The sequence below is a fragment of the Robertkochia marina genome (genome assembly GCF_004799345.1).
GTDB lineage: Bacteria > Bacteroidota > Bacteroidia > Flavobacteriales > Flavobacteriaceae > Robertkochia > Robertkochia marina.
This window is the reverse complement of the sequence record NZ_SSMC01000002.1, coordinates 235,536-262,050: the sequence shown is the minus strand read 5'-3', so window position 1 is coordinate 262,050 and position 26,515 is coordinate 235,536. Positions and strand designations below refer to the sequence as shown.

23 protein-coding genes are annotated in these 26,515 nt (G+C 43.0%); 10 read left to right on the top strand and 13 right to left on the bottom strand.

The window, feature by feature from the left end; all coding sequences use genetic code 11:
• The first annotated feature begins 3 nt into the window (after window positions 1-3).
• Window positions 4-2,532: a PIG-L family deacetylase gene (locus tag E7Z59_RS07635; protein WP_136335730.1), complete on the top strand. Its 2,529-nt coding sequence runs from the start codon at window positions 4-6 to the stop codon at window positions 2,530-2,532.
• 106 nt (window positions 2,533-2,638) lie between these two features.
• Window positions 2,639-4,372, top strand: a complete 1,734-nt coding sequence (locus E7Z59_RS07630) for a sodium:solute symporter (protein WP_136335729.1) — start codon at window positions 2,639-2,641, stop codon at window positions 4,370-4,372.
• Here E7Z59_RS07630 and E7Z59_RS07625 read toward each other — a convergent pair.
• Window positions 4,363-5,733 carry a hypothetical protein gene (locus E7Z59_RS07625; RefSeq protein WP_136335728.1) on the bottom strand — a complete coding sequence of 457 codons (1,371 nt, stop codon included), beginning with the start codon at window positions 5,731-5,733 and terminating at the stop codon, window positions 4,363-4,365. The genes E7Z59_RS07630 and E7Z59_RS07625 overlap by 10 nt on opposite strands.
• Before the next feature lie 194 nt (window positions 5,734-5,927).
• Entirely contained in the window at window positions 5,928-6,773 is an 846-nt protein-coding gene (locus tag E7Z59_RS07620; protein ID WP_136335727.1) for a DUF2911 domain-containing protein, read from the bottom strand.
• A gap of 198 nt (window positions 6,774-6,971) precedes the next feature.
• Here E7Z59_RS07620 and E7Z59_RS07615 point away from each other — a divergent pair, with 198 nt between their 5' ends.
• From E7Z59_RS07615 to E7Z59_RS07605, 3 genes are read left to right on the top strand one after another with little or no spacing between them, the layout of a single operon-like run.
• Window positions 6,972-7,469: an SRPBCC family protein gene (locus tag E7Z59_RS07615; protein ID WP_136335726.1), complete on the top strand. Its 498-nt coding sequence runs from the start codon at window positions 6,972-6,974 to the stop codon at window positions 7,467-7,469.
• A 10-nt stretch (window positions 7,470-7,479) separates the two neighbouring features.
• The gene (locus E7Z59_RS07610) at window positions 7,480-8,172 is read left to right on the top strand and encodes an SDR family NAD(P)-dependent oxidoreductase (RefSeq protein ID WP_136335725.1); all 693 of its coding nucleotides are present in this window, start codon (window positions 7,480-7,482) and stop codon (window positions 8,170-8,172) included.
• A 14-nt stretch (window positions 8,173-8,186) separates the two neighbouring features.
• Entirely contained in the window at window positions 8,187-9,494 is a 1,308-nt protein-coding gene (locus E7Z59_RS07605; protein ID WP_242015640.1) for a cryptochrome/photolyase family protein, read from the top strand.
• A 251-nt stretch (window positions 9,495-9,745) separates the two neighbouring features.
• On the opposite strand, the gene rpsA is transcribed toward E7Z59_RS07605, so the two are convergent.
• From rpsA to lon, 3 genes are all read right to left on the bottom strand, one after another.
• On the bottom strand, window positions 9,746-11,557 hold the full coding sequence (gene rpsA, locus E7Z59_RS07600) for a 30S ribosomal protein S1 (protein ID WP_136335723.1): 1,812 nt from the start codon (window positions 11,555-11,557) through the stop codon (window positions 9,746-9,748).
• A gap of 227 nt (window positions 11,558-11,784) precedes the next feature.
• Window positions 11,785-12,486, bottom strand: a complete 702-nt coding sequence (cmk, locus tag E7Z59_RS07595) for a (d)CMP kinase (protein ID WP_136335722.1) — start codon at window positions 12,484-12,486, stop codon at window positions 11,785-11,787.
• 3 nt (window positions 12,487-12,489) lie between these two features.
• Window positions 12,490-14,937 (bottom strand): endopeptidase La, encoded by a 2,448-nt coding sequence (lon, locus tag E7Z59_RS07590; RefSeq protein ID WP_136335721.1) that lies wholly within the window; start codon window positions 14,935-14,937, stop codon window positions 12,490-12,492.
• 365 nt (window positions 14,938-15,302) lie between these two features.
• On the opposite strand from lon, the gene E7Z59_RS07585 reads away from it, so the two are divergent.
• From E7Z59_RS07585 to E7Z59_RS07570, 4 genes are read left to right on the top strand one after another with little or no spacing between them, the layout of a single operon-like run.
• Window positions 15,303-15,794 carry an RNA polymerase sigma factor gene (locus tag E7Z59_RS07585; protein ID WP_242015641.1) on the top strand — a complete coding sequence of 164 codons (492 nt, stop codon included), beginning with the start codon at window positions 15,303-15,305 and terminating at the stop codon, window positions 15,792-15,794.
• A complete protein-coding gene (locus E7Z59_RS07580) occupies window positions 15,787-16,335 on the top strand; it encodes a hypothetical protein (RefSeq protein WP_136335719.1) in 549 nt (182 codons plus the stop codon). Before E7Z59_RS07585 ends, E7Z59_RS07580 begins: the two co-directional genes overlap by 8 nt.
• The gene (locus E7Z59_RS07575; RefSeq protein ID WP_136335718.1) at window positions 16,316-17,398 is read left to right on the top strand and encodes a hypothetical protein; all 1,083 of its coding nucleotides are present in this window, start codon (window positions 16,316-16,318) and stop codon (window positions 17,396-17,398) included. The genes E7Z59_RS07580 and E7Z59_RS07575 overlap by 20 nt, the downstream gene beginning before the upstream one ends.
• A 33-nt stretch (window positions 17,399-17,431) precedes the next feature.
• Window positions 17,432-18,166, top strand: a complete 735-nt coding sequence (locus E7Z59_RS07570; RefSeq protein WP_136335717.1) for a head GIN domain-containing protein — start codon at window positions 17,432-17,434, stop codon at window positions 18,164-18,166.
• A 170-nt stretch (window positions 18,167-18,336) separates the two neighbouring features.
• Here E7Z59_RS07570 and E7Z59_RS07565 read toward each other — a convergent pair whose 3' ends face one another.
• Together E7Z59_RS07565 and trxB are read right to left on the bottom strand one after the other, a co-directional pair.
• Window positions 18,337-19,545 (bottom strand): beta-propeller domain-containing protein, encoded by a 1,209-nt coding sequence (locus tag E7Z59_RS07565; RefSeq protein ID WP_136335716.1) that lies wholly within the window; start codon window positions 19,543-19,545, stop codon window positions 18,337-18,339.
• 172 nt (window positions 19,546-19,717) lie between these two features.
• Window positions 19,718-20,686 carry a thioredoxin-disulfide reductase gene (gene trxB / locus E7Z59_RS07560; protein WP_136335715.1) on the bottom strand — a complete coding sequence of 323 codons (969 nt, stop codon included), beginning with the start codon at window positions 20,684-20,686 and terminating at the stop codon, window positions 19,718-19,720.
• Window positions 20,687-20,888: 202 nt separating this feature from the next.
• Between trxB and E7Z59_RS07555 the strand changes: the two genes are divergently transcribed.
• Window positions 20,889-21,335, top strand: a complete 447-nt coding sequence (locus E7Z59_RS07555; protein ID WP_136335714.1) for a hypothetical protein — start codon at window positions 20,889-20,891, stop codon at window positions 21,333-21,335.
• Between the two features lie 76 nt (window positions 21,336-21,411).
• Here the strand turns inward: E7Z59_RS07555 and E7Z59_RS07550 are convergent, their stop codons facing one another.
• The 6 genes from E7Z59_RS07550 to E7Z59_RS07525 form a co-directional block, all read right to left on the bottom strand.
• Entirely contained in the window at window positions 21,412-21,828 is a 417-nt protein-coding gene (locus E7Z59_RS07550) for a DUF6691 family protein (protein WP_136335713.1), read from the bottom strand.
• A gap of 17 nt (window positions 21,829-21,845) precedes the next feature.
• Complete coding sequence (locus E7Z59_RS07545) at window positions 21,846-22,403, bottom strand: YeeE/YedE family protein (RefSeq protein WP_136335712.1); 558 nt, start codon at window positions 22,401-22,403, stop codon at window positions 21,846-21,848.
• Between the two features lie 433 nt (window positions 22,404-22,836).
• Complete coding sequence (locus E7Z59_RS07540) at window positions 22,837-24,093, bottom strand: NAD(P)/FAD-dependent oxidoreductase (RefSeq protein ID WP_136335711.1); 1,257 nt, start codon at window positions 24,091-24,093, stop codon at window positions 22,837-22,839.
• Window positions 24,094-24,183: 90 nt separating this feature from the next.
• Entirely contained in the window at window positions 24,184-24,453 is a 270-nt protein-coding gene (locus E7Z59_RS07535; RefSeq protein WP_136335710.1) for a heavy-metal-associated domain-containing protein, read from the bottom strand.
• Between the two features lie 11 nt (window positions 24,454-24,464).
• Entirely contained in the window at window positions 24,465-24,809 is a 345-nt protein-coding gene (locus tag E7Z59_RS07530; RefSeq protein ID WP_136335709.1) for a rhodanese-like domain-containing protein, read from the bottom strand.
• A 200-nt stretch (window positions 24,810-25,009) separates the two neighbouring features.
• On the bottom strand, window positions 25,010-26,419 hold the full coding sequence (locus E7Z59_RS07525) for an MBL fold metallo-hydrolase (RefSeq protein ID WP_136335708.1): 1,410 nt from the start codon (window positions 26,417-26,419) through the stop codon (window positions 25,010-25,012).
• Window positions 26,420-26,515 lie beyond the last annotated feature (96 nt).

The following is a 26,515-nucleotide window of genomic DNA, read 5'->3' as shown; positions in this document are numbered from 1 at the left end:
ATTATGAAGAATTACCTTTTAACCATCCTGATGGGATGGTTCACATTTTTCACTATTTACGCACAGCAACCAATCCCCAAAACCTCTTCCGAACTATATGATGATCTTCAAAAACTCAACTTTTTAGGTACCGCACTTTATATTGCTGCCCACCCTGACGATGAAAATTCCAGTCTCATCTCTTATCTTGCCAATGAAACAAAGGCAAGAACGGCCTATTTGGCACTCACCCGTGGAGATGGAGGTCAAAACCTTATTGGCAGCGAACTAAGAGAAGCATTAGGGGTTTTAAGAACTCAGGAACTTCTTGCTGCCAGAAGGCTCGATGGAGGTGAGCAATTTTTTACCCGGGCTAATGATTTCGGATATTCAAAACATCCGAAAGAAACCCTGGAGATATGGAATAAAGACAGTATTCTTTCTGATGTGGTATGGGCCATAAGAAGGTTCAGACCAGATGTTATCATTAACAGGTTTGATCATCGTACTCCCGGAACGACTCATGGCCACCACACTTCTTCGGCCATGTTAAGCGTAGAGGCATTTGATATGGCCGGTGATTCGCAAATGTTCTCGGACCAACTCAATAGAGTTTCAACATGGCAGCCTAAACGCATATTTTTCAACACTTCCTGGTGGTTTTATGGAAGTGAAGAAAAGTTTCTTGAAGCCAACAAAGAGAACCTTCTTAACTTTGATATTGGAAAATATTTCCCTTCAAAGGGGATGAGCAATAATGAAATGGCTTCTATAGCCAGCAGCCAGCATTTAAGCCAGGGCTGGGGGCGTTTAACCACAAGAGGAAGCCGAAATGAATACCTTGAATTTCTCAAAGGTGACAAACCACAGAACAACGATATTTTCAGCGGTATTGATACCAGCTGGAAACGTGTTAAAGGAGGTAAAGAGATAGGTGATATCCTGACCAAGGTAGAGGCTGATTTTAATTTTCAGGACCCTTCTGTACACCTTCCTGAACTTTTGCGAGCCTATAAAATGATCCAAAACCTGGAGGACGAGTATTGGCGTAATTTTAAAACACGTCAGATCACCGCCCTCATTGAAGGATGTTCAGGATTCCTTGCTGAGGTCATAACCGGGAGTCCGATCGGAGTGCCGGGAGAAACCATTGATCTTGATTTTCAAGTCATCAACCGGTCTACAGCAGAAATTATCATCGAAAAAATCACGCTGAGTCCTTCCGGTGCTGTACTTGAACTTAAAAAATCAATCCCTTCTAATGAACAGGAGCAATTTGAACTTCAACTTGAAATCCCTGAAAACGCTGCGCCAAGCACACCTTACTGGTTGAATAAAGAGAGTACTCTGGGTATGTACAGCGCTCCCCGTAAGTTTATCGGGTTGCCGGAAACACCCCCTGCAGCATCTGCAGAGATCGCATTAAATATCAACGGGGTCAGGGTAACCACCACGAAAAACGTAGTGTACAAACACGCCGAACCGGATAAGGGAGAATTGTATGAACCATTCGAAATACTTCCGGCCGTGACCAGTAGCCTGGCCAATAAAGTATATATCTTTAATGAGGAAGGCGGCAAACATATTCCTGTGAGTATCACCGCTCACAGAGAGAATACTTCCGGAATCCTTAGACTGGATCTGCCGGAGGGCTGGACCAGCAGTCCTGAACAGATCGATTTTTCGATTAAGAATAAAGGGGAATCTAAAACCTATTATTTCCAGGTAATGCCACCTTCATCAGAAAGTACCGGAGCCCTTTCGCCCATCATTGAACTAAACGGCAAAACGTACGACCGTGAACTCATTGATATTAATTATAAGCATATTCCCCGCCAACGTATCCTTATGAAGTCGTCGGCCAAGGTGGTTCGGCTCAACATTGAGAAGGCCGGGGAGAATATTGGCTATATCATGGGTGCAGGCGATGAAGTACCCGAAAGCCTCAAAGAAATTGGATATGTGGTTATTCCAATAAGCCCGAGCGATATCTCTCCTGCTAATCTTGACAGCTTTGACGCCATTGTTACAGGGATCAGAGCCTATAATGTTCTTGAGAACGAGTTACGCACCAAACAACAATATTTACTGGATTATGTAAAGAACGGAGGAACCCTAATTATTCAATACAACACGGTAGGAAGAAGCGGTTTCAGGGGACCAAAAATAGCTCCTTACGAGTTAAATCTCTCCCGCAAAAGGGTTACCGATGAAAATTCTCCCGTGCGCTTTATGGCCCCTACTCACCCGGTACTCAATACCCCTAATAAGATCGTGAAAAACGATTTTTCGGGATGGGTTCAGGAACGGGGTTTATACTTTCCTGATCAATGGGCTTCAGAATTCACCCCTGTACTGGCTATGAATGATCCCGGTGAAGAACCTGCCCTGGGCAGCCTTTTGGTAGCCCCTTATGGCGCCGGATACTATATCTATACCGGGTTGAGCTTTTTCAGGGAATTGCCTGCTGGTGTACCCGGAGCCTACAAGCTTTTTGCCAATATGTTGTCTTTGGGAAAGACCGATAACAATAACACGAACAGTAAAGGCTAACCTATGCATGACAAATTTCAGTGGAAACGATCATATACAGTGGTTCTTATAGCCAACCTTATTTACATCCTCATTTTTTACCTGATAATGACCTCAAATATTTAGTATGGAATTAATTGACTGGATCGTTCTGATAGGAACGCTTGCCTTTATTGTCGGCTATGGCTATTGGAAAACCCAGGGCAGTAAAAGCGTAGAAGACTATATCCTTGGAGGAAAAAAAGCACAATGGTGGACCATTGGATTATCAGTTATGGCCACGCAGGCCAGTGCCATCACCTTCCTTTCCACTCCCGGTCAGGCCTTTCACGACGGGATGGGATTCGTTCAGTTTTATTTCGGGCAGCCTTTTGCAATGGTCTTTATTTGCCTGGTCTTTATTCCTATTTATCACAAACTAAAAGTCTACACGGCCTACGAATTTCTGGAAAACAGGTTCGACCTGAAAACCAGGTCGCTGGCAGCTTTTCTATTTATGGTACAGCGCGGCCTGGGAGCCGGTATTACCATTTATGCACCGGCCATTATTTTATCGGCTGTGCTTGGATGGGACCTTAAAACCCTGAACATCATTATCGGTATTGCCGTGATCATATATACCGTTTCGGGAGGAACCAATGCGGTTAGTGTCACCCAAAAACAACAGATGTTTGTAATCATGGTCGGTATGTTTACCGCTTTTTTCCTGGTAATGAGCTACCTTCCTGACGACCTTAATTTCTCAAAAGCCCTGAAAATAGCCGGCGCCAATAATAAATTAAATATCCTCGACTTTTCAGTAGACGCAAAAAGCCGATATACCGTTTGGAGTGGTATTACCGGTGGATTCTTCCTTGCTTTGGCTTATTTCGGCACCGATCAATCGCAGGTACAACGCTACCTCTCAGGACGATCGGTCAGAGAAAGTCAGCTGGGACTAATCTTCAACGGATTACTCAAGGTACCCATGCAATTCTTTATCCTATTAGTGGGCGTCATGGTTTTTGTATTCTATCAATACCAGCACAGTCCCCTGAATTTCAACCCGGCAGCCGTGGCCGCTATTGAACAATCGGAGTATAAAGACGACTACAGGAACCTGGAAGAAAAGCACCTGGAACTGGAAAGTAAAAAGAAAATTGCCCAGGAACATTATTCGGCCGTGCTCGACATTAAGGATTATGAAATGATCGTAGCAGCCAAAAACAGGATACAGGCTATCAACGAAGCTGAGCGGGCAAACCGGGAAGAAGCTAAAGCCCTTATATCAAAAGCTGATCCTGTTGTTGAGACCAATGATAAAGACTATGTATTTATTCATTTTATACTAAACAACCTACCCACAGGTCTTATTGGCCTGTTGCTTGCAGTAATTTTCTCTGCTGCCATGTCATCAACAGCTTCTGAGCTCAATGCCCTTGGCACCATTACTACCATAGATATCTATAAGCGTAACCAGACAAAAGAAAGAGACCAATTGCACTACCTTCGTGCTTCGAGATGGTTTACCCTTCTTTGGGGGCTTATTGCCATACTCATTGCCAATTTTGCATCGCTGATCGATAACCTGATACAACTTGTCAATATCATCGGATCGATCTTTTACGGAAATGTATTAGGGATATTCCTTATCGCATTTTTCATTGACTTCGTAAAAAGGAATGCGGTATTTATTGCCGGTGTTGTTACACAGATCTCGGTAATTGCCATCTATTATTTTGCCATACATATTCACGATGCAGGCGAAGAAAAATTGGGCTACCTGTGGCTGAACTTTATAGGGTGTGCTTTGGTAATTATTCTGGCTGTGATCCTCGAAGCTATTAATCGTTCACGTAAGCGCCTGATGAATCAAAAATAATAATTGATGATTAGGTTGAACTGATCGAAGTTACTCAGGTTAAATACTACCTGAGGATCATCGTTATGCATGTTCCACCTGCGAACGTAAAAGAGTTCAAGGCGCAATCCTTCAAAAAAATCACTGAGGTTCCAGATGAGCTTGGTATTTAAGAGGTGATAGGAGTCAAGATTGTACTTATTGTACCTAAGATCTCCCACTTCCGGACCGTGAACCCCGGTAAACTGGGTCAGCAGAAATAATTCCCTGGTATTAAAATTATACCCTCCCTGCAGGGTGTAAACATGACTGTTTCCAAAACCTTCCAATCTTGAGCGCTGTACGGAGGTATAAAAATGATCTCGCCCCAGTTCTCTGGGAAACAAAAACCTCCCGGTACTAAAAGCCCTGGAGTAGGCAGCATTAAAAAGCCATCCTGATCTTCGAAATTCTGAAAGAATGGAAATTACCTGCCCTGTTTCATCAGGCTGCATATAGCGCTCTTCATAAGGCAGCTCCTCCTGAAAGCCATCCGGAACCTGTAGGGCATACTGCACTCCGAAGCGCCACCCGGGCAGGTTGTACTCTACATTTGCCATCCCGATATTGAACATACGGTGCAGGTAATAGTGATTGTAACGCAATCGCCATCCTTTTGCCCTGTAATAATACTCCATAAGTGCGATGCCCTTACTTTCAGTCTTTTCATAATAATGGGCCGGAACACCATTAGGTTGATAGCCATTAAATGCAAGCCCGAGAGCTTCATTAAAATCATACCACTCTACCGTGCTTCTCGGAGAAACCCTGTCTATCCATGAGACCTCAAACCGGTGAATCCGGTTTTCAAGATGCAGCCACACTCCTTTAAAAGCAAACGGCTTCATTCTTCCGTCACTTTCATTCAGTAAGGGAGTATCCCTTATTTCCATCTTTCCATAGGTAAAATAACCCTGTCGAAAATTATATTTCAAATAGAGTTCTTCAAGGCGATCAAGGTCATTGAAATTTTCGAAATCGGTGGCATCATAGAGCTCGTGCTCCCATTTGGAAACACCGCCGGTTATCTCATCAGGTTCGTTCAGATCGGCCGAAAAGGTTCGATAGGTAAAAATTCCTTTAACCCCGGCTTCAAGGCCTTTATAGGGCAATGTCTTAAAGGCTATGGCCCCGCCCAGCGCATTGGTATAATAATCCTTGAGTTCTCCCTGGTTACGGGTGTTCATAAAGTAATTACGAATATGTCCTTCGATCTCTCCGTGGGTAAACAGATCTGATAACTTTTCTACCCGATGCTCTTCTCCCCTGTTATGAGGCTCCTGTGCAAATACCATCGGTCCGGTAAAAGCACATATCAACAGAAGTATTTTCTCCAACGTCATTTGTAGCGGTAAAATTTAAAAAGGAATGCCCTTTAAGTTTCATCTTAGTTGAGATGCACTACAAAATAAGGGCTACCGCAAACCCTTGTCTGTAACACAGGTCACATTACCTCAATAAATCAAACATTGGAGGAATACAAATAAAAAAGCACAGGGGTTACCTGTGCTTTTAAGTATTCAGTAATAAGGACCTGTTAATTAGCTCCCCACTCTTCAAGTGATTTCTTATTCAAGGCTACATAATCAGCATTCCCGGCTTTTTCAGCTCCTGCCAATGATTGTTTAGCCGTTTCAATTGCACCCTTCTTATCGCCCATTGCTGCTAGGATCAATGATTTTTGACGAAGCATCCAGTAAGCAGGCTCCTCCTGCCCTTCCAGCGCTTTATCCATCCACATTTTAGCTTTTTCCAGGTCCTGTCCTTCTTCCAGGTAGTAAACGGCAGCACTGAAATAATCTCTGGAACCGGGACCGTTAAGTGTCTTTTCGATACTGGCCATGGCTAGCTCCTGGGTTGGAACTTCAAACGGCATAGCCACATAGGTGTTTTCCCAATAGATACCCAGATCTGCTCCGTTATTGGTCAGGTTTGCAAAACCAATGCTAAAAGTTTCCACATCAAATGGTAATTCCATGATCTCAGAAGTTACAGAAGCCACAACCTTACTCTCATCCCACTCCTGCGGAGCACCCCAATTACTGGTATCATTGTATAGGATGATCTCCCAGCTGTCTTTACCGGGCTTGGTAAAAAGGGCATAAGCGCCTGCCTTAACCTCACTTCCACCAACCTTTACATCGTGTTCAAATTTTACAATGGTATTCGCATTGGCTCCAGTTCTCCATACCTTATCAAAAGGAACCAGGTCTCCAAATACAGATCGCCCCCTCATAGACGGACGTGAAAAGGTAACACTGACCTCAGTAAGTCCTACGGTTTGTGTAATGGTTGACGAAGGACTTGGTTGCGGGGTAGTTACCTGTGCTTCAGAAACATAAGAAGCAGCCAGGAAACAGATGGCTAGCAATATTTTTTTCATTTTATCGGGTGATTTAGTTAATAATTATAGTCCGAATTTACCAATAAAGACATATTACACTTGTTAATAAAAGTATAAATACGCAATTATATCATCCCCATTTTTACGTAAGAAATCTCCTTTTAATTATTTTGTTTAACTTATTTTTAAATTTATTGAACATTTATATTTGTACTTTTATAAGGCTAAAGAATTACAATGAAATTATACCGTCTGCATACTTTTCAAAAACTTCCCATATCCCGTGAAAAAGCGTGGGATTTTCTTTCAGACCCCTCCAATTTAAAAGAGATCACCCCGGAGCATATGGGTTTTACGATCTTGTCTGGGGCAGACAGAAAAATGTACCCAGGGCAGATCATACAATATATCGTAAAGCCCTTTCCATGGATGTCTGTTAAATGGGTAACAGAGATCACCCATGTAGAGGAGGGGGTTTATTTTGTAGACGAGCAAAGGTTTGGTCCTTATTCCCTATGGCATCACAAACATTTTATAAAGGAGGTCGAAGGAGGTGTTGAAATGGAAGATATCGTAGATTATAAACTTCCTTTTGGTATCCTGGGAAGGATCATGCACGCTCTTGTGGTGAAAAAGCAACTGCAACAAATATTTGCCTTTCGAAAAGATAAGCTGGTGCAGCTATTCGGCCCCTATGGTTCTGACACCAGGGTATTGGAAATGAAAGCAACATAATCCATCATACATGAAAAAAAAGATATTAGTAATAGGCGGAAGTCATGGAATAGGAAAAGAAATAGTTCATCTCCTTCAGGAAGATCATGAAGTATATACTGCTTCGCGAACCCCGGGAGAGCATCAGGCAAACAATTTTCATCACTCAACCTTTGATGTCCTGAAGGACGATGCAGGTAAGCTGGATATTCCTGATGGATTAGACGGTTTTGTTTTTTGCCCGGGATCTATCAACCTCAAGCCTTTTAAGATGCTCAAGGAAGAGGATTTCACTGATGACATGGAGCTTAACTTTTTCGCACTTGTCCGGGTCTTACGATCGGTATTGCCAAAAATGAATACCGGGGGCAGCCTGGTTTTTTTCAGTACAGTAGCCACCCAGACCGGGATGCCTTTTCATACCAGTGTAGCGGCAGCAAAGGGGGCTATTGAAGGATTTGCACGCTCTCTTGCCGCAGAATACGCCCCTAAACTAAGAGTAAATGTCGTTGCTCCCTCCCTTACAGACACCCCCCTGGCCGAGCGATTATTGAATAACAACGCAAAAAAAGAGAAGATGGCCGAAAGACACCCCTTAAAGTCAGTGGGAACAGCTGGAGATATGGCGAAAATAACTACCTTTCTCCTATCTGATGATTCTCAATGGATTACCGGACAGGTGTTGAAGGTAGACGGTGGAATCTCAGCTTTAAACATCAACTAACAAAACGCAATCACTTGCAGAAACCAACTGTGAATGTCTTCTGGTTCAGAAGAGACCTGAGACTTGACGATAATAAAGGATTACAGAAGGCCTTAAAAGGCAATCTACCGGTACTTCCCATATTTATTTTTGATAAGAACATCCTTGACAAACTCCCCAGGGTAGATGCACGGGTACAGTTCATACATGAGCAATTACAGAAAATGAGACAAACGCTTCAAAAAGAGTATTCGTCTTCATTAGGAATATACCGGGGAACTCCGGTGGAAGTTTTCTCGGCCCTGCTTGATGATTTTGAAATTGAATCGGTCTTTACCAATCACGATTATGAACCCTATGCTGAACGAAGAGACAACCAGGTGTACGACCTTTTTGAACGGGAATACATAGAGTTCAACACCTATAAAGATCAGGTGATCTTCGAAAAAAGTGAAGTAGTGAAAGATGATGGCGATCCTTATGTAGTCTACACCCCGTATATGAAAAAGTGGAAACAGGTGTTTGCCGACCACACCCTGGAACCATTCGAAATAGCACCCTTTGCCGACAATTTCTTTAAAACAGACGCCCTTCCGAATACTGATCTTAGTGATATTGGATTTAAACCCTCACCGATCAAGGTTCCTGATTACGATCTTACTCCTGAAACCATTCAGAATTATGAAGACACCAGAAATTTTCCGGCGATAGATGGCACCTCCCGAATAGGGCCTCACCTACGTTTCGGTACCGTTGGCATCAGAAGGGTGTTTCAAAAGGCCCTGGCAGAAAAAAATGAAACCTTTTTAAATGAACTTATCTGGAGAGAGTTTTTCATGCAGATCCTCTGGCATTACCCACATACGCGAGATGAAAGTTTTAAAAAGAAATACGATCGCATAGAATGGCGCAACAAGGAAGACGAGTTTCAAAAATGGTGTGAAGGAAAAACAGGCTATCCACTGGTCGATGCGGGGATGCGTGAGTTAAACGAGACCGGATATATGCACAACCGGGTTCGGATGTTGGTAGGGAGTTTTCTTTGCAAGCATCTCCTGATCGACTGGCGATGGGGTGAGGCCTATTTTGCAGAAAAACTTCTGGACTACGAAATGTCAAGCAATGTAGGTAACTGGCAATGGGTTGCCGGAAGTGGTGTTGATGCAGCTCCTTACTTCAGGATCTTTAACCCCACCACCCAGATCAAGAAATTCGATAAAGACCGGGAGTATATCAAGAATTGGATTCCCGAAGTAGATACCGATAAGTACCCTGAGCCGATGGTAGATCATAAAGAAGCCAGAGAACGGTGTTTGGCTACCTATAAGAAAGCGCTTGGTTGATGATGGATGATGGATTATGAATTATGAATTATGAATTCGTCGTCTTCGCGAAACCTGCAGAGCAGGTTGTGGCGATCTCCCTAAACCTAGTCAAGAATCCAATTCCTTCAGCGGTAGCCCTTTACAACAAACCGTAGCGATCTCACGAAGCCAACTGATCTCCAAAAACGCGTATAACTGTATAACCCCACATAACTAAAAAAGCCCCCCTTACGGGAGGCTTTTTCTATTTTAAAATTTCAGGTTAGAGATTACTCTCCTTTTCCTTCCATTTTGTCTTTCAATGCTTGCAGTTGCTCGTTAGCATCACCAAGAGTAGCTTTCTTCTCGGTTTGCTTGCTACGCTTAGCAGCAGCTTTTACATTACGCTCTTCCTCTTCTTTGAAGATAGCAGTGTGAGAAGCAACAACTTTCTTGAATTCTTTGTTGAACTCAATGATCTTGAAGTCTGCTACATCACCTTTTTTAAGTTTCTTACCATCTTCTTTCTCAAGGTGACGAGAAGGAACAAATGCAGTGATATCATCGTTAAACTTGATGGTAGCACCTTTGTCTACGATCTCATCGATCTCTGCGTTGTGAACAGTACCTTCACCGAACTCTTCCTGGTACTTATCCCATGGATTTTCCTGGGTTTGCTTGTGACCAAGGCTCAGTTTACGTCCGTCAACATCCAGCTCAAGAACTTCTACTTCAAGCTCATCACCAACGTTTACAAACTCAGATGGGTGCTTGATCTTCTTAGTCCAAGAAAGGTCTGAGATATAGATAAGTCCGTCAATACCTTCTTCCAGCTCTACGAATACCCCGAAGTTAGTAAAGTTACGAACGATACCTTTGTGCTTAGATCCTACAGGATACTTAGAGGTGATATCGGTCCATGGATCCGGAGTAAGTTGCTTGATACCAAGAGACATCTTGCGCTCTTCGCGGTCAAGGGTAAGGATCACTGCTTCTACCTCATCTCCTACTTTCACGAAATCCTGTGCAGATCTCAGGTGAGTAGACCAAGACATTTCAGAAACGTGGATAAGTCCTTCAACTCCTTCAGCTACTTCGATAAATGCACCGTAATCTGCGATCACAACTACTTTACCTTTCACCTTATCACCAACCTTCACTTCTTCTCCAAGAGCATCCCATGGGTGCTTCTGAAGTTGCTTAAGTCCAAGCTGGATTCTTGATTTGTTATCGTCAAAGTCAAGAATTACCACATTCAGTTTCTGATCAAGTTCAACCACTTCATTCGGGTGGTTAATACGAGACCATGATAGATCTGTAATGTGAACAAGACCGTCAACACCTCCAAGGTCAATGAATACACCGTAAGAAGTAATGTTCTTAACAGTACCTTCAAGTACCTGACCTTTTTCAAGTTGTCCGATGATCTCTTTCTTCTGCTCTTCAATATCAGCTTCGATAAGAGCTTTGTGAGAAACAACAACGTTTTTGAATTCGTGGTTGATCTTAACCACTTTGAATTCCATTGTTTTTCCAACATAAGCGTCATAATCACGAATCGGTTTTACGTCGATCTGAGAACCTGGAAGGAAGGCTTCGATTCCGAATACGTCAACGATCATACCTCCTTTAGTTCTGCACTTCACGTAACCGTTAACGATCTCACCCTTATCGTAGGCAGCGTTAACACGATCCCATGCTTTGATGGTTCTGGCCTTTCTGTGAGAAAGAACAAGCTGTCCGGTCTTATCTTCTCTAACGTCGATAAGCACTTCTACCTTGTCTCCTTCTTTAAGGTCAGGGTTGTAACGGAACTCGTTTAATGAAATAACACCTTCAGACTTGGCATTGATATCAATGATCGCCTCTCTGTCTGTCAGGTGAACTACAGTTCCTTCTACAACTTCTTCATCTGCAGTATCTACGAAGTTCTCTTCTACAAGCGCTTCGAACTCCTTTAATTTATCGTCTTCAACAGGATCAATTCCTTCTTCGTAATTGTGCCAGTTAAAGTTGTCAAGGAATTCCTGTTTAGATACTTTTTCCTTTTTTACATCCTGAGCTGTAGCTTCAGCTCCTTGGTTTTCTTTAGTTTCAGCCATGTTTGCTGAGTTAAATTTGTATTCTGTGTTCCGGGAAGAGGTTGGGCAACCGGTCTACAGAAGCAGTTAATATTTAAATAGTTAAAATCCTTTTTCACCTCTTTCATCTGCTAAAAAGGAGTGCAAAAATACGACTATAAGTTTTGATTTACAAAACAATAACAAAAAAAGAGTGAAGGCATTCAGCTCCACTCTTTAACATTCCTGCTCTATATTTTTAAAAAGGATCAGGCCTCCCCCTTTATGAGATTCCTTGCGTGATTCAAAATACGCTCAAACTGTTCCTTTTCTCCCATATCACTATTATCTATTTCTACGGCATCATCTGCCTTTATCAGAGGAGAATCTTTACGGGTCGAATCGGCAAGGTCTCTTGACTCCACATTCTGCAACACCTCTTCATAGGTAATGGTCTCACCTTTTTCCAGCAATTCCTTGTACCGGCGCGTGGCCCTGATCTTTGGGCTCGCCGTCATAAAAAGTTTTAATTCTGCATCAGGAAACACAACGGTACCGATATCACGACCATCCATAACCACGCCTTTGTCTTTGCCCAAAAGCCGCTGCTGTTCTACCAGTTTTTTGCGAACCTCGGGCAGGGCCGACACCATACTCACGAAAGACGACACCTCCATTTTACGAATGTCCTGCTCAACATTTTCACCGTTAAGCCAAATATCTGCCTTTCCTGTTTCGTGGTTCTTTCTGAACTCCAGTCGAATTCCCGGAAGCAAACTGATCAGTCCCGCCTTGTCTACCCCCTCCTGTTCCTTACCTATAAGATCATTCTGAAGCGCAAAAAGGGTTATGGCCCGATACATAGCGCCGGAATCTACATAGATATAATCAAGGGCTTTGGCCAATTGACGTGCCACAGTACTTTTACCCGTAGAAGAATAGCCATCAATAGCTATGGTGATCTTGGACATCTATTATAATGTTTTGGCGTTCTTTACTTTTTGATTTGTAATGGCAATATCGATCACCTCGCTCATCTCCTTCACATAATGGAAGGTCAACCCTTTCAGGTACTCCTCCTTGATCTCCCCCACATCCTTTCTGTTATCTTCACAAAGAATGATCTCCTTGATACGGGCGCGTTTCGCAGCCAGGATCTTCTCTTTGATCCCTCCTACAGGCAGCACCTTACCACGAAGAGTGATCTCTCCTGTCATGGCCAGGCTTTTCTTTACTTTTTTCTGGGTGAATAAAGAGACCAGGGAGGTCAGCATCGTGATCCCTGCACTGGGACCGTCTTTTGGGGTAGCCCCTTCCGGTACGTGAATATGAACATTGTATTTGTCAAATACCGTCGGATCAATATTCCAAATATCAGCATTTGATTTGATATACTCCATCGCAATGGTCGCAGACTCCTTCATCACCTGTCCCAGGTTCCCGGTAATGGTCAGGTTTCCTTTTCCTTTAGAAAGGATCGATTCTATAAATAGAATATCTCCCCCTACGCTGGTCCATGCCAGTCCGGTTACCACTCCGGCAACCTCATTATTTTCATATTTATCACGCTCCAGACGGGCAGGTCCCAATACTTTTTCCACGTCTTCTGCCGTGACCTTTACATTGTATTCTTCTTCCATGGCGATCGACTTGGCGGCAAAACGCACCATTTTTGCGATCTGCTTTTCAAGACTTCTCACCCCTGACTCACGGGTATATCCTTCCACGATCTTTTCGAGCTCTCGTTTGCCGATCTTCAGATCATTTTTGGTTAATCCATGCTCTTTTAATTGTTTAGGCAGGAGATGGCGTTTGGCGATCTCTACCTTTTCTTCTATGGTATACCCTGTTACATTAATGATCTCCATTCGATCGCGCAAGGCGGGCTGTATGGTTGACAGGTTATTTGCCGTTGCAATGAACATGACCTTAGAAAGGTCGTACCCCATTTCCAGGAAATTATCATAAAATTCACTGTTCTGTTCGGGGTCAAGCACCTCCAGCATGGCTGAAGAAGGGTCACCACTATGGCTTACCGAGAGCTTATCGATCTCATCAAGTATGAACACCGGATTAGAGGTTCCTGCCTTTTTAATACTTTGAATAATTCTTCCGGGCATGGCCCCGATATAGGTTTTACGGTGACCTCGTATCTCGGCTTCATCCCGCAGGCCTCCCAGCGACATTCTCACATATTCACGGCCCAGCGCCTCTGCCACCGATTTACCCAGGGAGGTCTTACCTACCCCGGGAGGTCCATAAAGACATAGAATGGGCGACTTCATATCGTTACGCAGTTTCAGTACAGCCAGGTATTCTATAATTCTTCGCTTTACATCTTCCAGACCATAATGATCTCTGTCGAGAATGGTTTGAGCTCTCTTAAGGTCAAACCGGTCTTTTGAAAATTCCTCCCATGGAAGTTCCAAAAACAACTCCAGGTAATTTCTTTGAATTGAATATTCGGCCACCTGCGGATTCATACGCTGCAGCTTCATCAATTCTTTTTCAAAGTGCTCCCCTACTTTTTCGGACCATTTTTTTTCCTTGGAAAGCTTTCGCATTTCTTCGATCTCTGCCTCAGAGGAAACTCCACCCAGTTCTTCCTGAATGGTCTTCATTTGCTGGTGCAGGAAATACTCGCGTTGCTGCTGATCCATATCAGACCTTACCTTACTCTGAATGTCGTTCTTAAGGGCGAGCCTTTGAAACTCTACATTCATATATTTAAGGGTATCCAGAGCGCGCTCACGAAGATTACTGTTTTCCAGCAATGCTTGTTTTTCCTTCACCTCAAGGTTCATATTTGACGATATGAAGTTGATCAGGAAAGAAGAACTTTCAATATTCTTGATGGCAAAAGAGGCCTCCGTTGGAATATTAGGACTCTCCTTGATGATCTGAAGGGCCAATTCTTTTATCGAATCAATTATGGTATCAAACTCGGTCTGATCTTTGGGTTTTTCTTCAGGAAGACCTTCAATAGTTGCCGTAAAATAAGGATCGTCAGAGATGACCTCCTTGATAGAGAATCGCTTTTTACCCTGAATGATCACCGTTGTATTCCCATCAGGCATTTTCAGCACACGCAGAATCCTGGCTACAGTTCCTACCCTGTTCAGGTCTTTTACCTCAGGATCTTCAACGCTTTCATCCTTTTGCGATACCACCCCTATTACCTTTGCTCCGTTGTTGGCGTCTTTGATCAGCTTGATCGACTTATCCCTTCCGGCTGTAATGGGTATAACCACTCCGGGAAATAACACTGTATTTCTCAACGGAAGGATAGGCAGCGATTCGGGCAGTATTTCGTTATTGATCTCCTCTTCATCCTCAGGCGTCATCAGGGGGATCAGTTCCGCATCCTCATCAAAATTCTGCAGTGACAAACTGTCAACGTTTAAAAATTTATTATTGCTCATAATCTTTTTGCGGTCATTCTGTCACATGGACAGTGGTTTATTTTTCTTCTTTTCCACAGTGCCTTGATACAATTCCCCTGAATCCAATGATATTACATAGAAGATGCAGGGTCAAGACATTTCATAATTTCAATTGCCATGCCAATTTGAATTATGCCTGAACAAATCAGGGTTACTCTGCTAAAAAAGGCATGCAAAATTACGCATCATTCCCATAAAATCGGCTAAATCAAATATTTTTATAAAAAGTGTAACAAAAGCCGAACGCGGTCATCTTTATAGTAAAATCATACTTTTTGAGCCAAAGTAGTGTAAATAACCAATTGTTAATCGATAGGTGCAGAAAGGGAGATCAACAAGCCCAGATGCAGGTATACAGAACCTATTACCAGGCCATGTACAACATCTCGGTACGCATCGTTAAAGATCCCTACGAAGCAGAAGATGTCATGCAGGAATCATTTCTGAGTGCCTTCACCAAGATTGACAATTTTAAAGGAGAGGTCACCTTTGGCGCCTGGTTAAAACGAATTGTGATCAACAACAGTATTCAGCACTATCGAAAAAAACAAAAAGAGGATGAGATCTCTTTTGATAAGGTATCCTACAGGGTTGAAGACCATGAAGAGGTTGTTACTGATCATGAGTTTACAAATATGAAGGCTCAAAAAGTATTGCAAACCATGAAATTATTAAAAGACAACTACAGAGTGGCTTTAACCCTTCACCTTATCGAAGGCTACGACTATGAAGAGATCTGTGAGATCATGGATATCAGCTATGCCAATTGCAGAACCACGATCTCCAGGGCTAAAGAACGATTGAGAAAACATTTAATAGAGATGGCTTATGAATAAGCAAGACTCCATAGATAAGTTATTTGACAACCTGCAGGGGCAGTTTGATCTTGAACACCCTCAACCAGGGCATGAAGAACGCTTTCTGAAACGCCTTCAGCAACAACAGCCTGTTGAAAAAGCGGCTCCGAAACGCAGCATCTGGCCTGTATTGGCCATCGCCGCATCTTTTGCACTGGTTATTAGTGTAGGTATCAGTGTTTTTAATGCAGGAAACCCGGCCAACCAGGTTGATCCTGAATTCAAGAAAACAGAATTTTACTTTGCTTCTGTCTTGCAAACTGAAATGGAAAAGCTAGAGGCAGAAGACAGTCCGGTTACCAAAAAGTTAGTAGAAGACACCATGCTTCAAATGAGCAAGCTGGAAGCCGATTACCAGGCCCTGGAGAAAAAACTCCAACAGCCGGGAGATCAAAAGCTCATTTTACACGCCATGATCACCAATTTTCAAACCCGAATAAACCTGTTACAAGACGTATTACAACAAATCGAAAACATCAAACAATTAAAAAACAACAGTGATGAGAACTCTATTATTTAAAATAGCCTTTATCGGACTCATTGTCCCGCAGATCGCCTTTGGAGCCCACGATATTGACCTTATGGGTAAACATACCAAAGAAAAGACCATTAAGAAAGAATTCCAGGTAAATGCCAATGCCATGCTCAAGGTTGACAACAGCTACGGAAACATTTATATAACCACCTGGAACCAAAATAAAACCGTGATCGAGGTTACCATTAAGACCAACAGTAATAATGAAGAAAAAGCTCAGAAAAAACTGGATCAGATCACGGTAGATTTTGAGGGGTCCTCCTCGGTGGTCTCGGCTAAAACAGTTTTTGAGAAAAGCGGATGGAACTGGAGTTGGGGTAATAACAGTAATGTGAGTATGGAGATCAACTATACCATAAAACTTCCGGTTACCAACAGCGTTGACCTCAGTAACGACTACGGCAGTATTAATCTTGACCGATTAGACGGCAAGGCAAAGATCAGTTGCGATTACGGGAAACTGATGATAGGCGACCTCAATGCAGATGGAAATGAACTCAATTTTGATTATACCAATAATTCTGAGATCAATTTTATAAAAAGCGGTAACATTAGTGCCGATTATTCGTCTTATCGATTAGAGGATGCCAACGATCTGAAAATAAGCGCCGATTATACCCAAAGCAGTTTAGGAACCGTAAAGAAACTATCTTACAGCTGTGATTACGGAAGTATGAAGGTCGACAATGCCGGTGTGATTGAAGGTAACGGAGATTACCTTACAACCAAACTGGGCAGCATCAGCGCAGGATTGAACCTAAACTCCGATTACGGTTCCATCGAGGTTGGAGAGATCTTTGACGGTGATGTTCTGATCAAGTCAGACTATACCAACATCAAACTGGGCTTTAACTCGGCCTACGACTTTGATTTCGAGATCGACCTGAGCTATGCCGGACTTAAAGGTGATGATAAGGATTTCAATTACCGTATTCAAAGAGAAAAGTCCTCAGAAAATTACTATGAAGGAACCCGCGGCAGCAGCGGCAAGAACAGCTTAAAAATAAGTTCCGATTACGGATCGGTTCAAATGATCAAAAAACAATAAAAACCAAACCATCAATCATTAATACAACACGTTATGAAAAATTTCATTTTAGCCGCCATGGCAATCTTCAGTATCAATTTAATCCAGGCCCAATGGTGGGGCGGAGAAAAGGTTAAAGGTAACGGCGAGATGACCACTAAGAAAATCAGCACAGAGCCCTATGACAAGGTAGCTGTTGCCGGAAGTTTTGATGTGGTTCTGATAGATGGGTCTGAAGGACAGATCACCATTGAGGCCGAATCTAACCTTATTCCTCATATTGAGATCGAAGCTAAAAAAGGGAAACTGAAGATCGGCACCGAAGACGGATACGATCTTCGTCCCAGCAACGGGAAATCCATCGTGATCACCGTGCCTGTGGAAGAACTGGAGGAGGTTTCTCTGGCCGGTTCAGGAGACCTGGTTTCTGAAACCGTTATAAAAGGTTCCTCCATTGATTTCAATCTTGCCGGATCGGGCGATATGAAGATCAAAACCGAAGCCGATGATGTTGAGGCCAACCTGGCCGGTTCTGGCGATATTACCCTGGCCGGAAAAACCAATACCCTTGATTGTAATGTGGCGGGTTCAGGAGATATTGAAGCCTTTGAACTGGAAGCTTCTGATGTAACTGCAAACATTGCCGGGTCGGGAGACATCATGGTAACCTGCAACGGAGAACTATCGGCAAATATCGTTGGTTCAGGAGATGTGGTTTACAAAGGAAATCCTACCAAGGAAAAAAGCAGCAGCATGGGCTCAGGAGATGTCAGAAAAAAATCTGAGTAGCGCGATTTCCAACAACCAGCCAATCATAGGAAAGCCCGAAACATTGATGTTTCGGGCTTTTTTATTAACTACTCACGTTCTAAAGACATAGTCTTATGCCCACTTGCATCCTTTTCTAATAAAAAAGCCCGCGAATGTCGCGGGCTTTCAGAAATTCATAAACCGTTACATTACAAGGCTGTTTGGGGGTTGGTATTTACGGTTTCTTTAATGAATTTTCCGCTTTTCGTATAATTAAACCGGTGATGTTTCTCCTGATCGTCAATAATATTGATCCAGAGTTTATCTGCCCCACCGGGGTTTTCCTGGAGTTGGATCGTTTTAGCGGCTACAGGCAGCTCAATAATTTTGAAATGATGGCCGGCTGTAGGATTGTACGTGTCTGACTTTCTTTCCTTAAACCACAATCTGAGTTGATTTCGATCGTCTTTAGTCACGAAATACAAGCCATTGGCATTTACGGTAAAATCTATGATCCTTTGGTCTTTATACTCCGGCACAACCACATCTGCATTACAGAAATCAGGCCATCTTAAATTGGAAGCCATGATCTTAAAATTAGGTGCCTCCTTGGCTGACTTATAATAAATAAAGCGGTTGGTAATAAATACATCGGTGACTTCGGCTTCTTCTTTGGCCAGTTTTTCCCATGGCGTTTCCTGCAATGGATCGCCCCTTTTCACAAAGAGCTTTAACTTATTTCCGGGCAGTACAACCTTACCCACAACAGCTTTCAGGGTTTCGCTATATTCGGCAACAGGAAGTTCTGCCTCGGCGATGTCAATTTCGCCGGCTGTTTTCGCTGAAAAATAGTCACGATCCTTTTTCGGGTCCTCGCCTACTCTATGCAGCCATGTTTTGGTATTAAGATACAATTCTTCACCGTTTTGCAGGTTACCTGATAATCGATGGTATAAGAAGTGTTCTCCATCAGGAAGCCATGATACTCCATATTTTGAAACTCCTGATATCTCCTTATCCAATTGATTCCCGTCCAGGTCAACGATCAACACCTCCATATATGGCAGATGATCAGCAGACAAACCAATAGCGAGTCGGGTACCATCGAGGTTTGGGTAGAGGGCATCGACGTGATAGAAAGCGTCATATTTGTACAACAGCGGATCGAAAAGTACGCGTTCTTCACTGCTTTCTGATGCCCGGTACAAAACCTTGCCCGGGGTTTCTCTCTGGCAACCTCGCGTGTAAAAGAATTTTCCGTTAGTGGTGGCTGCAAGGATTTGTCCGACAGCCGGATCAGCATCCGTGTGAAAATTAGCCACCTCATCCTGCCTGGCATTCTCATATGCTTCAGGTTCCTGAGCATAGACAATAGCAAAAGAAAGCATTGCTAAAAAGTAGAGACTAAAATTTTTCATATCTCGTGGTATTTTATGTTTTCAAAAGAGAAATTCATTGTTTTCTATTCTAAATTATTACCGAAAATACCACTAAAAAAAAGCAGGAAATATGAGGGAAATCATAGATGAAAAAAAGCGTCCCGGGATTCTAATCCCGGGACGCTTTAAAGATAAATAAGTGCTTTATAATTTAGGCTTCCACCTCTTCTTTACTCTCTACAGCAGCCAAATAGCGTTCTGCATCCAGTGCGGCCATACAACCGGTACCTGCAGCAGTAATAGCCTGACGATACTCTTTGTCCTGAACATCTCCACTGGCAAATACTCCGGGTCTGTTCGTCTTGGTTGACTTACCGTGGGTAATGATATACCCGGTATCATCCATATCAAGTTGTCCTTTGAAAATATCGGTATTAGGTTTGTGACCAATAGCGATAAACAGTCCGGTAATAGCTATCTCTTCCTTCTCACCGGTCTGGTTGTTAACCATTCTAAGTCCTTCAACCACCTGGTCTCCGATTACCTCATCCACCTCTGTAAAATACTTTACTTCCAAATTGGGCGTGTTTTTAACCCGGTGCTGCATTGCTTTTGAAGCTCTCATCTCGCCCTTTCTCACCAACATGGTAACCTTCTTACAAATATTAGCCAGGTAGGTTGCCTCTTCAGCAGCTGTATCTCCACCTCCTACGATGGCAACATCCTGCCCTTTGTAAAAGAATCCGTCACAAACGGCACAAGCAGAAACTCCACCTCCACGCAATTTTTGTTCACTGGGAAGACCAAGATATTTTGCGGTTGCCCCGGTTGCAATAATGACCGTTTCCGCCTCTATTTGTGTAGTATTATCAACTTCTACCTTGTGAATACCTCCATGCTCTTCACTAAGCTCAACTTTGGTAACCATTCCAATACGAACCTGGGTACCAAAACGTTCTGCCTGCTGTTGCAACTGTACCATCATAGTTGGACCATCGATACCTTCAGGATATCCCGGAAAATTGTCTACCTCAGTAGTAGTTGTCAGCTGACCTCCGGGTTCCATTCCTGTATACATTACGGGTTTAAGATCGGCTCTGGCTGCATAAATGGCAGCGGTATATCCTGCAGGTCCTGATCCGATGATCAGACACTTGATTCTTTCAATTTTATCAGACATAAATACGCTATAATAAGATTTGTTCAAAATTAATTTATTTGCCACAATTGGCCTCCTAAAAAAAACAAAAAATCGGGAGGCTCAAAATGGTGACCCTTGCGATACAAACAAGATCTAACATCTTGATTTACATATATATATTAACTCATTTTTTGTATCTTAGAGAGTGAGAATAATTCACGACCATTAAAATTTTTAAGATATGAAACTTTTATCCTATGCCATTGTACTCGTTGTTGTTATGGTACTTTTTGCTGCAAAACCCGGTAACAATGAAGATATTCAACTATCACTGGAGGGTACTTGGGAGCAGGTTGATCAATACACCTATGATGGTGAAAAAGTTGTTGATACCATAGAAGCCTCTGAGGGATACCGTCAGATTAAAATGTTCTATGATGGCAAAGTAATGTGGTCAAGGTTTGTACCAAAAGATTCGGTAGAATGGTTTGCCTATGGGAGTTATGTCATTACAGACAGTTCTCTGACGGAAACGCTGGAATACGGTTCGGCCTCCATGATGCGGGTCATAGATACCTTCAGGGTATTTAGTTTTAAGCTTATTCTGGATGAAGACACCTATAGTCAAATTCAACTTGACGCAGATGGCAATCCTTTATTACAAGAAAATTACAAACGTCTCCAATAAACATTTATTCTAAACTCGTTCAAAAAAGGGGCGCCCTATGAAGCGCCCCTTTTTTATATGTCACAGTTGCTAAAGATTAATGGGGAAGTTTGTCTTTCAATAGCCCATAAACAAACGTCCCTCCAACAGCTCCTGCTATTACCACCAGAATTGGCCAGTAACCAGCTCCGGTAAGTGTGAACATAGGACCGGGGCAGGCACCTGCCAGGGCCCATCCAAATCCGAAAAACAAGCCACCAAGCAGGTATCGGGGAACACTCATTGCTTTTGGTGGAATAATAATTTGTTCACCGTCAAAGTTCCTGATCTTTCCTTTTTTTATCAATTGCACAAAAACAACTCCTAAGGCAAGGGCCGACCCGATGATACCATACATATGAAATGATTTAAACTGGAACATCTCATAAATACGAAACCAGGATGCAGCTTCAGATTTAAACATCGTGATACCAAAGATCACGCCTACCATCAAATAAAATATACCTCTTTTCATACGGTCTTCTTCAAAAATTAAAAGATAAGGGGGAATAAGAAGTTGATCATGATCAAACCTCCTGCAAAAAAGCCGATCACTGCAATGAGCGATGGTAATTGCAGATTACTCATTCCTGAAATGGCGTGGCCTGAGGTGCACCCTCCGGCATAACGGGCACCAAAACCAACCAGGAATCCGCCCAACAGCAAAAGTCCGAGGGTAGCAGGCTGGGTAAAAACATCAGCCGAAAATAGCTTTTCGGGTAAATAAGCCTGGCCCGCAGTAGAAAAGCCCAACTCCCTGAGCTGAACCACTACATCTTCATTGATCTTTACGGCCGGATCTGCGGTGAGGTAATTCATGGCTATAAAACCACCGATCACAGCACCTGCAACCACCAAAAGATTCCATCGCTGGGCTTTCCAGTCGAACTTAAAAAAATCACTGGCTTTTCCGGCACCTGCTATGGTGCAAAAGGTCCTCAGATTAGAAGACATCCCAAAATTCTTACCAGACATCAGCAATAACAACATGATCACGGCGATCATCGGCCCGGAAACATACCATGGCCAGGGTTCAAAGATTAACTCCATATTTCAATCTTATTTTTCTGCAAAGTAATAGTAAAAACAGGCCCCTGTCTGTAACAAAGGTTACGAACTCTCTAGGTTATGCGGTTATGCGGTTATGCGTTTATGCGTTTATGCGTTTATGCGTTTATGCGAGAATATGAAAATTAGACCTCCTGGCCAGGTCACTGAAATTAGATTTCCGGTGGAGGATAATGAAGATTGTTAAAATCCATCAGGAGCAGATTTGTAAAACAAACCGTAGCGGTCTTCTGAATAATTTACTAATGGTTTTGAGATTCAAGCTCATGGTAAAGGGGGGTAACGAGTTTTTTCAGAAGAGCGAAGGGGGTTGAGAATAAAGGGCAGTGCGCTGTGAGTTTTGGGATTTGTAATTTGGGGGTTGAATATTAAAAAAAAGCGGCCCTCCCGGGCCGCCTTGTAAGCATAACACTCATTAAACCTTTTCCCCTTTGAGCATTTTATTCCAATAGAGATAAGGCAACATATATTTCTTCAGCATCCAAAGTCTCCAGTGTTCTTTGGAAGAATCTGAAATAAGCATCTTTTTAAGTTGAGGATCCGGGGTAAAGTTCCCGTCGTAATCAAACTCAGCCAGTACCATTTTACCATAGGCAGTAACCAGCGGACATGAGCTGTACCCGTTATAGGAATGATTATCTGCCTTTTTAGCTTCCATTAATTTCAACAGATTATCTACCACCACAGGAACCTGCTTCCTGATGGCAGCTCCGGTTTTTGCGGTAGGCAGCCCTGCTACATCACCCAGACCAAATACATTGTCATAGGTCTTATGCTGCAAAGAGTATTGGTCTACGTCAAGCCACCCTCCATCGTTAACGAGGTCTGAACTTCTTACAAATTCAGGTGCCGCTTGTGGAGGTGCCAGATGAAGCATGTCAAAATGAACCTCTATCAGGCCGTTGTCTAATTCTTTGGCACCGAGTTTATCAGAACCATCAAATGTTGGTTTTTTGTCGTCAGGCCCAATGAATTCAAAATACACCTTCTGATTCTTACCATCTATTTTTTTAGGGGCCATGTAAGGCGTAAAGATCATCCCGTACCGGTCGATAATTTTCTCGAGGGTTTCACGAATCTCTTTTACTCCGAAGATCACAGTTCCCGGGGTAATGAAGGCCAGATTCGTTTTAGACTGTAACCCGTGCTTCCTCATATAATCGGCCGCCAGGTAGGCGATCTTCTGCGGAGCTCCACCACATTTAATAGCCCCCGTGGGCTGGGTAAAAATGGCGTTACCCCCTTTAAAATTTTTGAGCACCTCCCAGGTATGCTTAGGATCGGTGTAGTTACTGCACACCACTCCCTTATCAATGGCCTCCCTGAGCCCTTCAATACGGTCATAATCCATTACCAACCCGGGAGCCACTACCAGGTAGTCATACTCCAGGTCGCCTGATTTCTCTGTCTTCACAATATTATTGGCCGCATCAAAACCGGTTGCCTTTTCTTTTAGCCAGGTTACTCCTTTCGGTATAAAATCTTTCGTTGGCCTGGCGGTCTTGTCGTAATCGTATGTACCCGCTCCTACCAGTGTCCATGCAGGCTGGTAATAATGAGTTTCAGACGGCTCGATCAAGGCGATCTTAAGATCATTATTTGCTTTTCTCAACTGGGCTGCAGTCATAAGACCTGCAGTACCCCCACCTACTATAATGACTTGATACTTCATGTTTTAGATATTTAGATTATATAAAATTAACCAATATAAAGACAGCAAATAATGACATATGTTAGTAATGCAAACAGCTGTATTCAGAGATCAATCCTTCAATCGTCCGCTTGCACAACTAACTACCGATCTCGCCTTTGCCATGAGTCCGTTTTCTTCTTCAACAGAAGGGTAGCCAAGTTGCCTCAGTACATTTTTTATATGTGCGGGCGTTGCTGCATTTTCATGGTCGATCTGAACGGTGTTCTCATCGATCAATACCCGGGCATTATGAATATCCTGTTCCTCCTGCAAGCGGTTAAGAATGGTTTTTGCACATCCGCCGCATTTAAGATTTTGTATTACTATTCTGGTTTTCATCACCTACAGTTTTAGTACCAATTTAAAATTCCTCCTTTTAGGTCATAGATCTCACGAAAGCCCATCCTGATTAAAATTCTTGAGGCCTTCCGGCTTCGGTTTCCGGACCGACAATAGAGGTATACCGGTTGATCCCTGTTGAGCAATTCACATTGTGATTGAAACTTCCCGGTGTGAAATATATCCAGGTTACGAGCGCCTTCTATATGCCCCTGTTTAAACTCTCTCTGTGTTCTCACATCCAAAAGAACGGGCACGCCTGAAGCAATTCTGCTTTTAAAAACTTCGGGACTCAGCACCTTAACATTATCCATTTTAGCGGGAAACAGCATTTCCCGAATTGCTTGTAATATCATTTCCTTACCATTTAAAAAAAAGGAAGCAGCCGCTAAACGCTGACCACTTCCCAATCCAACCAATAATAATCAAACATTACGTAACGAAAGCCTACTTGCATCATCAAACCATTTTCGGCCCTCAACTTATCTATGTATAAATATACGTTCAAATTCAACCAGCGAAAGTAACATAGGTTACAGAGCCCTCCGATGTTGAATTATAAGGTAGAAGGGCATACATATTCTGTTACAGGAACACCTTCTTCCTTGATCTGCTTAAAGCCTCCTTCTACATTGATCAGGTTGTGTATTCCCCTGCTCTTCAAAATAGAAGCAGCGATCATACTTCTGTATCCACCTGCACAATGCACATAGAATTCATCTTCTGCTGAAAAAGAACTCATATGATCATTCAGGAAATCCAATGGAGCATTTTTAGCATCTACCACCCTTTCAGAAAGGAATTCACTTTCTTTTCTTACATCAACAACCGGTTTCGGATCATTCTCCATCCCCTCTTTAAAGTAAGCTGCCGTTACAGAGTCTACTGTATCGAATTCTTTACCTGAAGATTTCCAGGTGTGAAATCCTCCTTTCAGGTATCCCAATGTCTTATCAAATCCGACGCGAGATAGGCGGGTCACAGCCTCTTCTACCCTGTCTTCATCAACAACCAACAAGATCTTCTGTTGTACATCGGCAATAAGGGCTCCCACCCATGGAGCGAAATCTCCATCCAACCCGATGAATATCGATCTTGGAATATGACCTTTCGCAAAATCATCCTGGTGTCTTACATCGAGAACCACCGCTCCGGTTTCGTTAGCCATAGTTTCAAACGCATCAGCATCTAAGGCCTGCATTCCACGTGCCAGTACCTCATCAATATCTTCATACCCTTCTTTGTTCATTTTTACATTCAAAGGGAAATATTTTGGTGGAGGCAATAGTCCTTCGGTTACCTCATCAATAAACTCTTCCCGGGTCATATCGGCACGCAGAGCATAATTCATTGCCTTTTGATTCCCCAGGGTATCTACCGTCTCCTTCATCATATTTTTACCACAGGCAGAACCGGCACCGTGAGCAGGGTATACCGTTACATCATCTGCTAACGGCATGATCTTGTTCCTTAGACTGTCATATAGGGTTCCGGCCAATTGCTCCTGCGTCATATCAGCAGCCTTTTGCGCAAGGTCCGGACGTCCCACATCGCCCAGGAACAGGGTATCTCCGGTAAAGATGGCATGATCTTTCCCATTCTCATCTCTTAAGAGGTAAGTGGTACTCTCCATGGTATGCCCCGGCGTATGCAATACCTTGATGGTTACATCGCCCAGGGGAAACTCCTGACCGTCTTCTGCGATAAGCGCATCAAAAGATGGGTTCGCCAGAGGACCATAAATTACGGGTGCTCCGGTTTGTTTTGCCAGGGTAAGGTGACCACTTACAAAATCGGCATGAAAGTGAGTCTCAAAAATGTATTTGATCTTTGCTTGATCATTCTCGGCCTTATCTAAATAAGGCTGTACCTCTCTTAGGGGGTCAATAATGGCAACCTCTCCGTTACTCTCAATGTAATACGCTCCCTGAGCGAGACATCCGGTGTATATTTGTTCTATTCTCATAGTGTTTCGATTTTTTAACAGGTGTAAAATTACTAAGGGAGTAAGGCTCTGCCAGTAACAAAGGTTACAGAGGGGATCTGGTGGAAGAGGCAAACC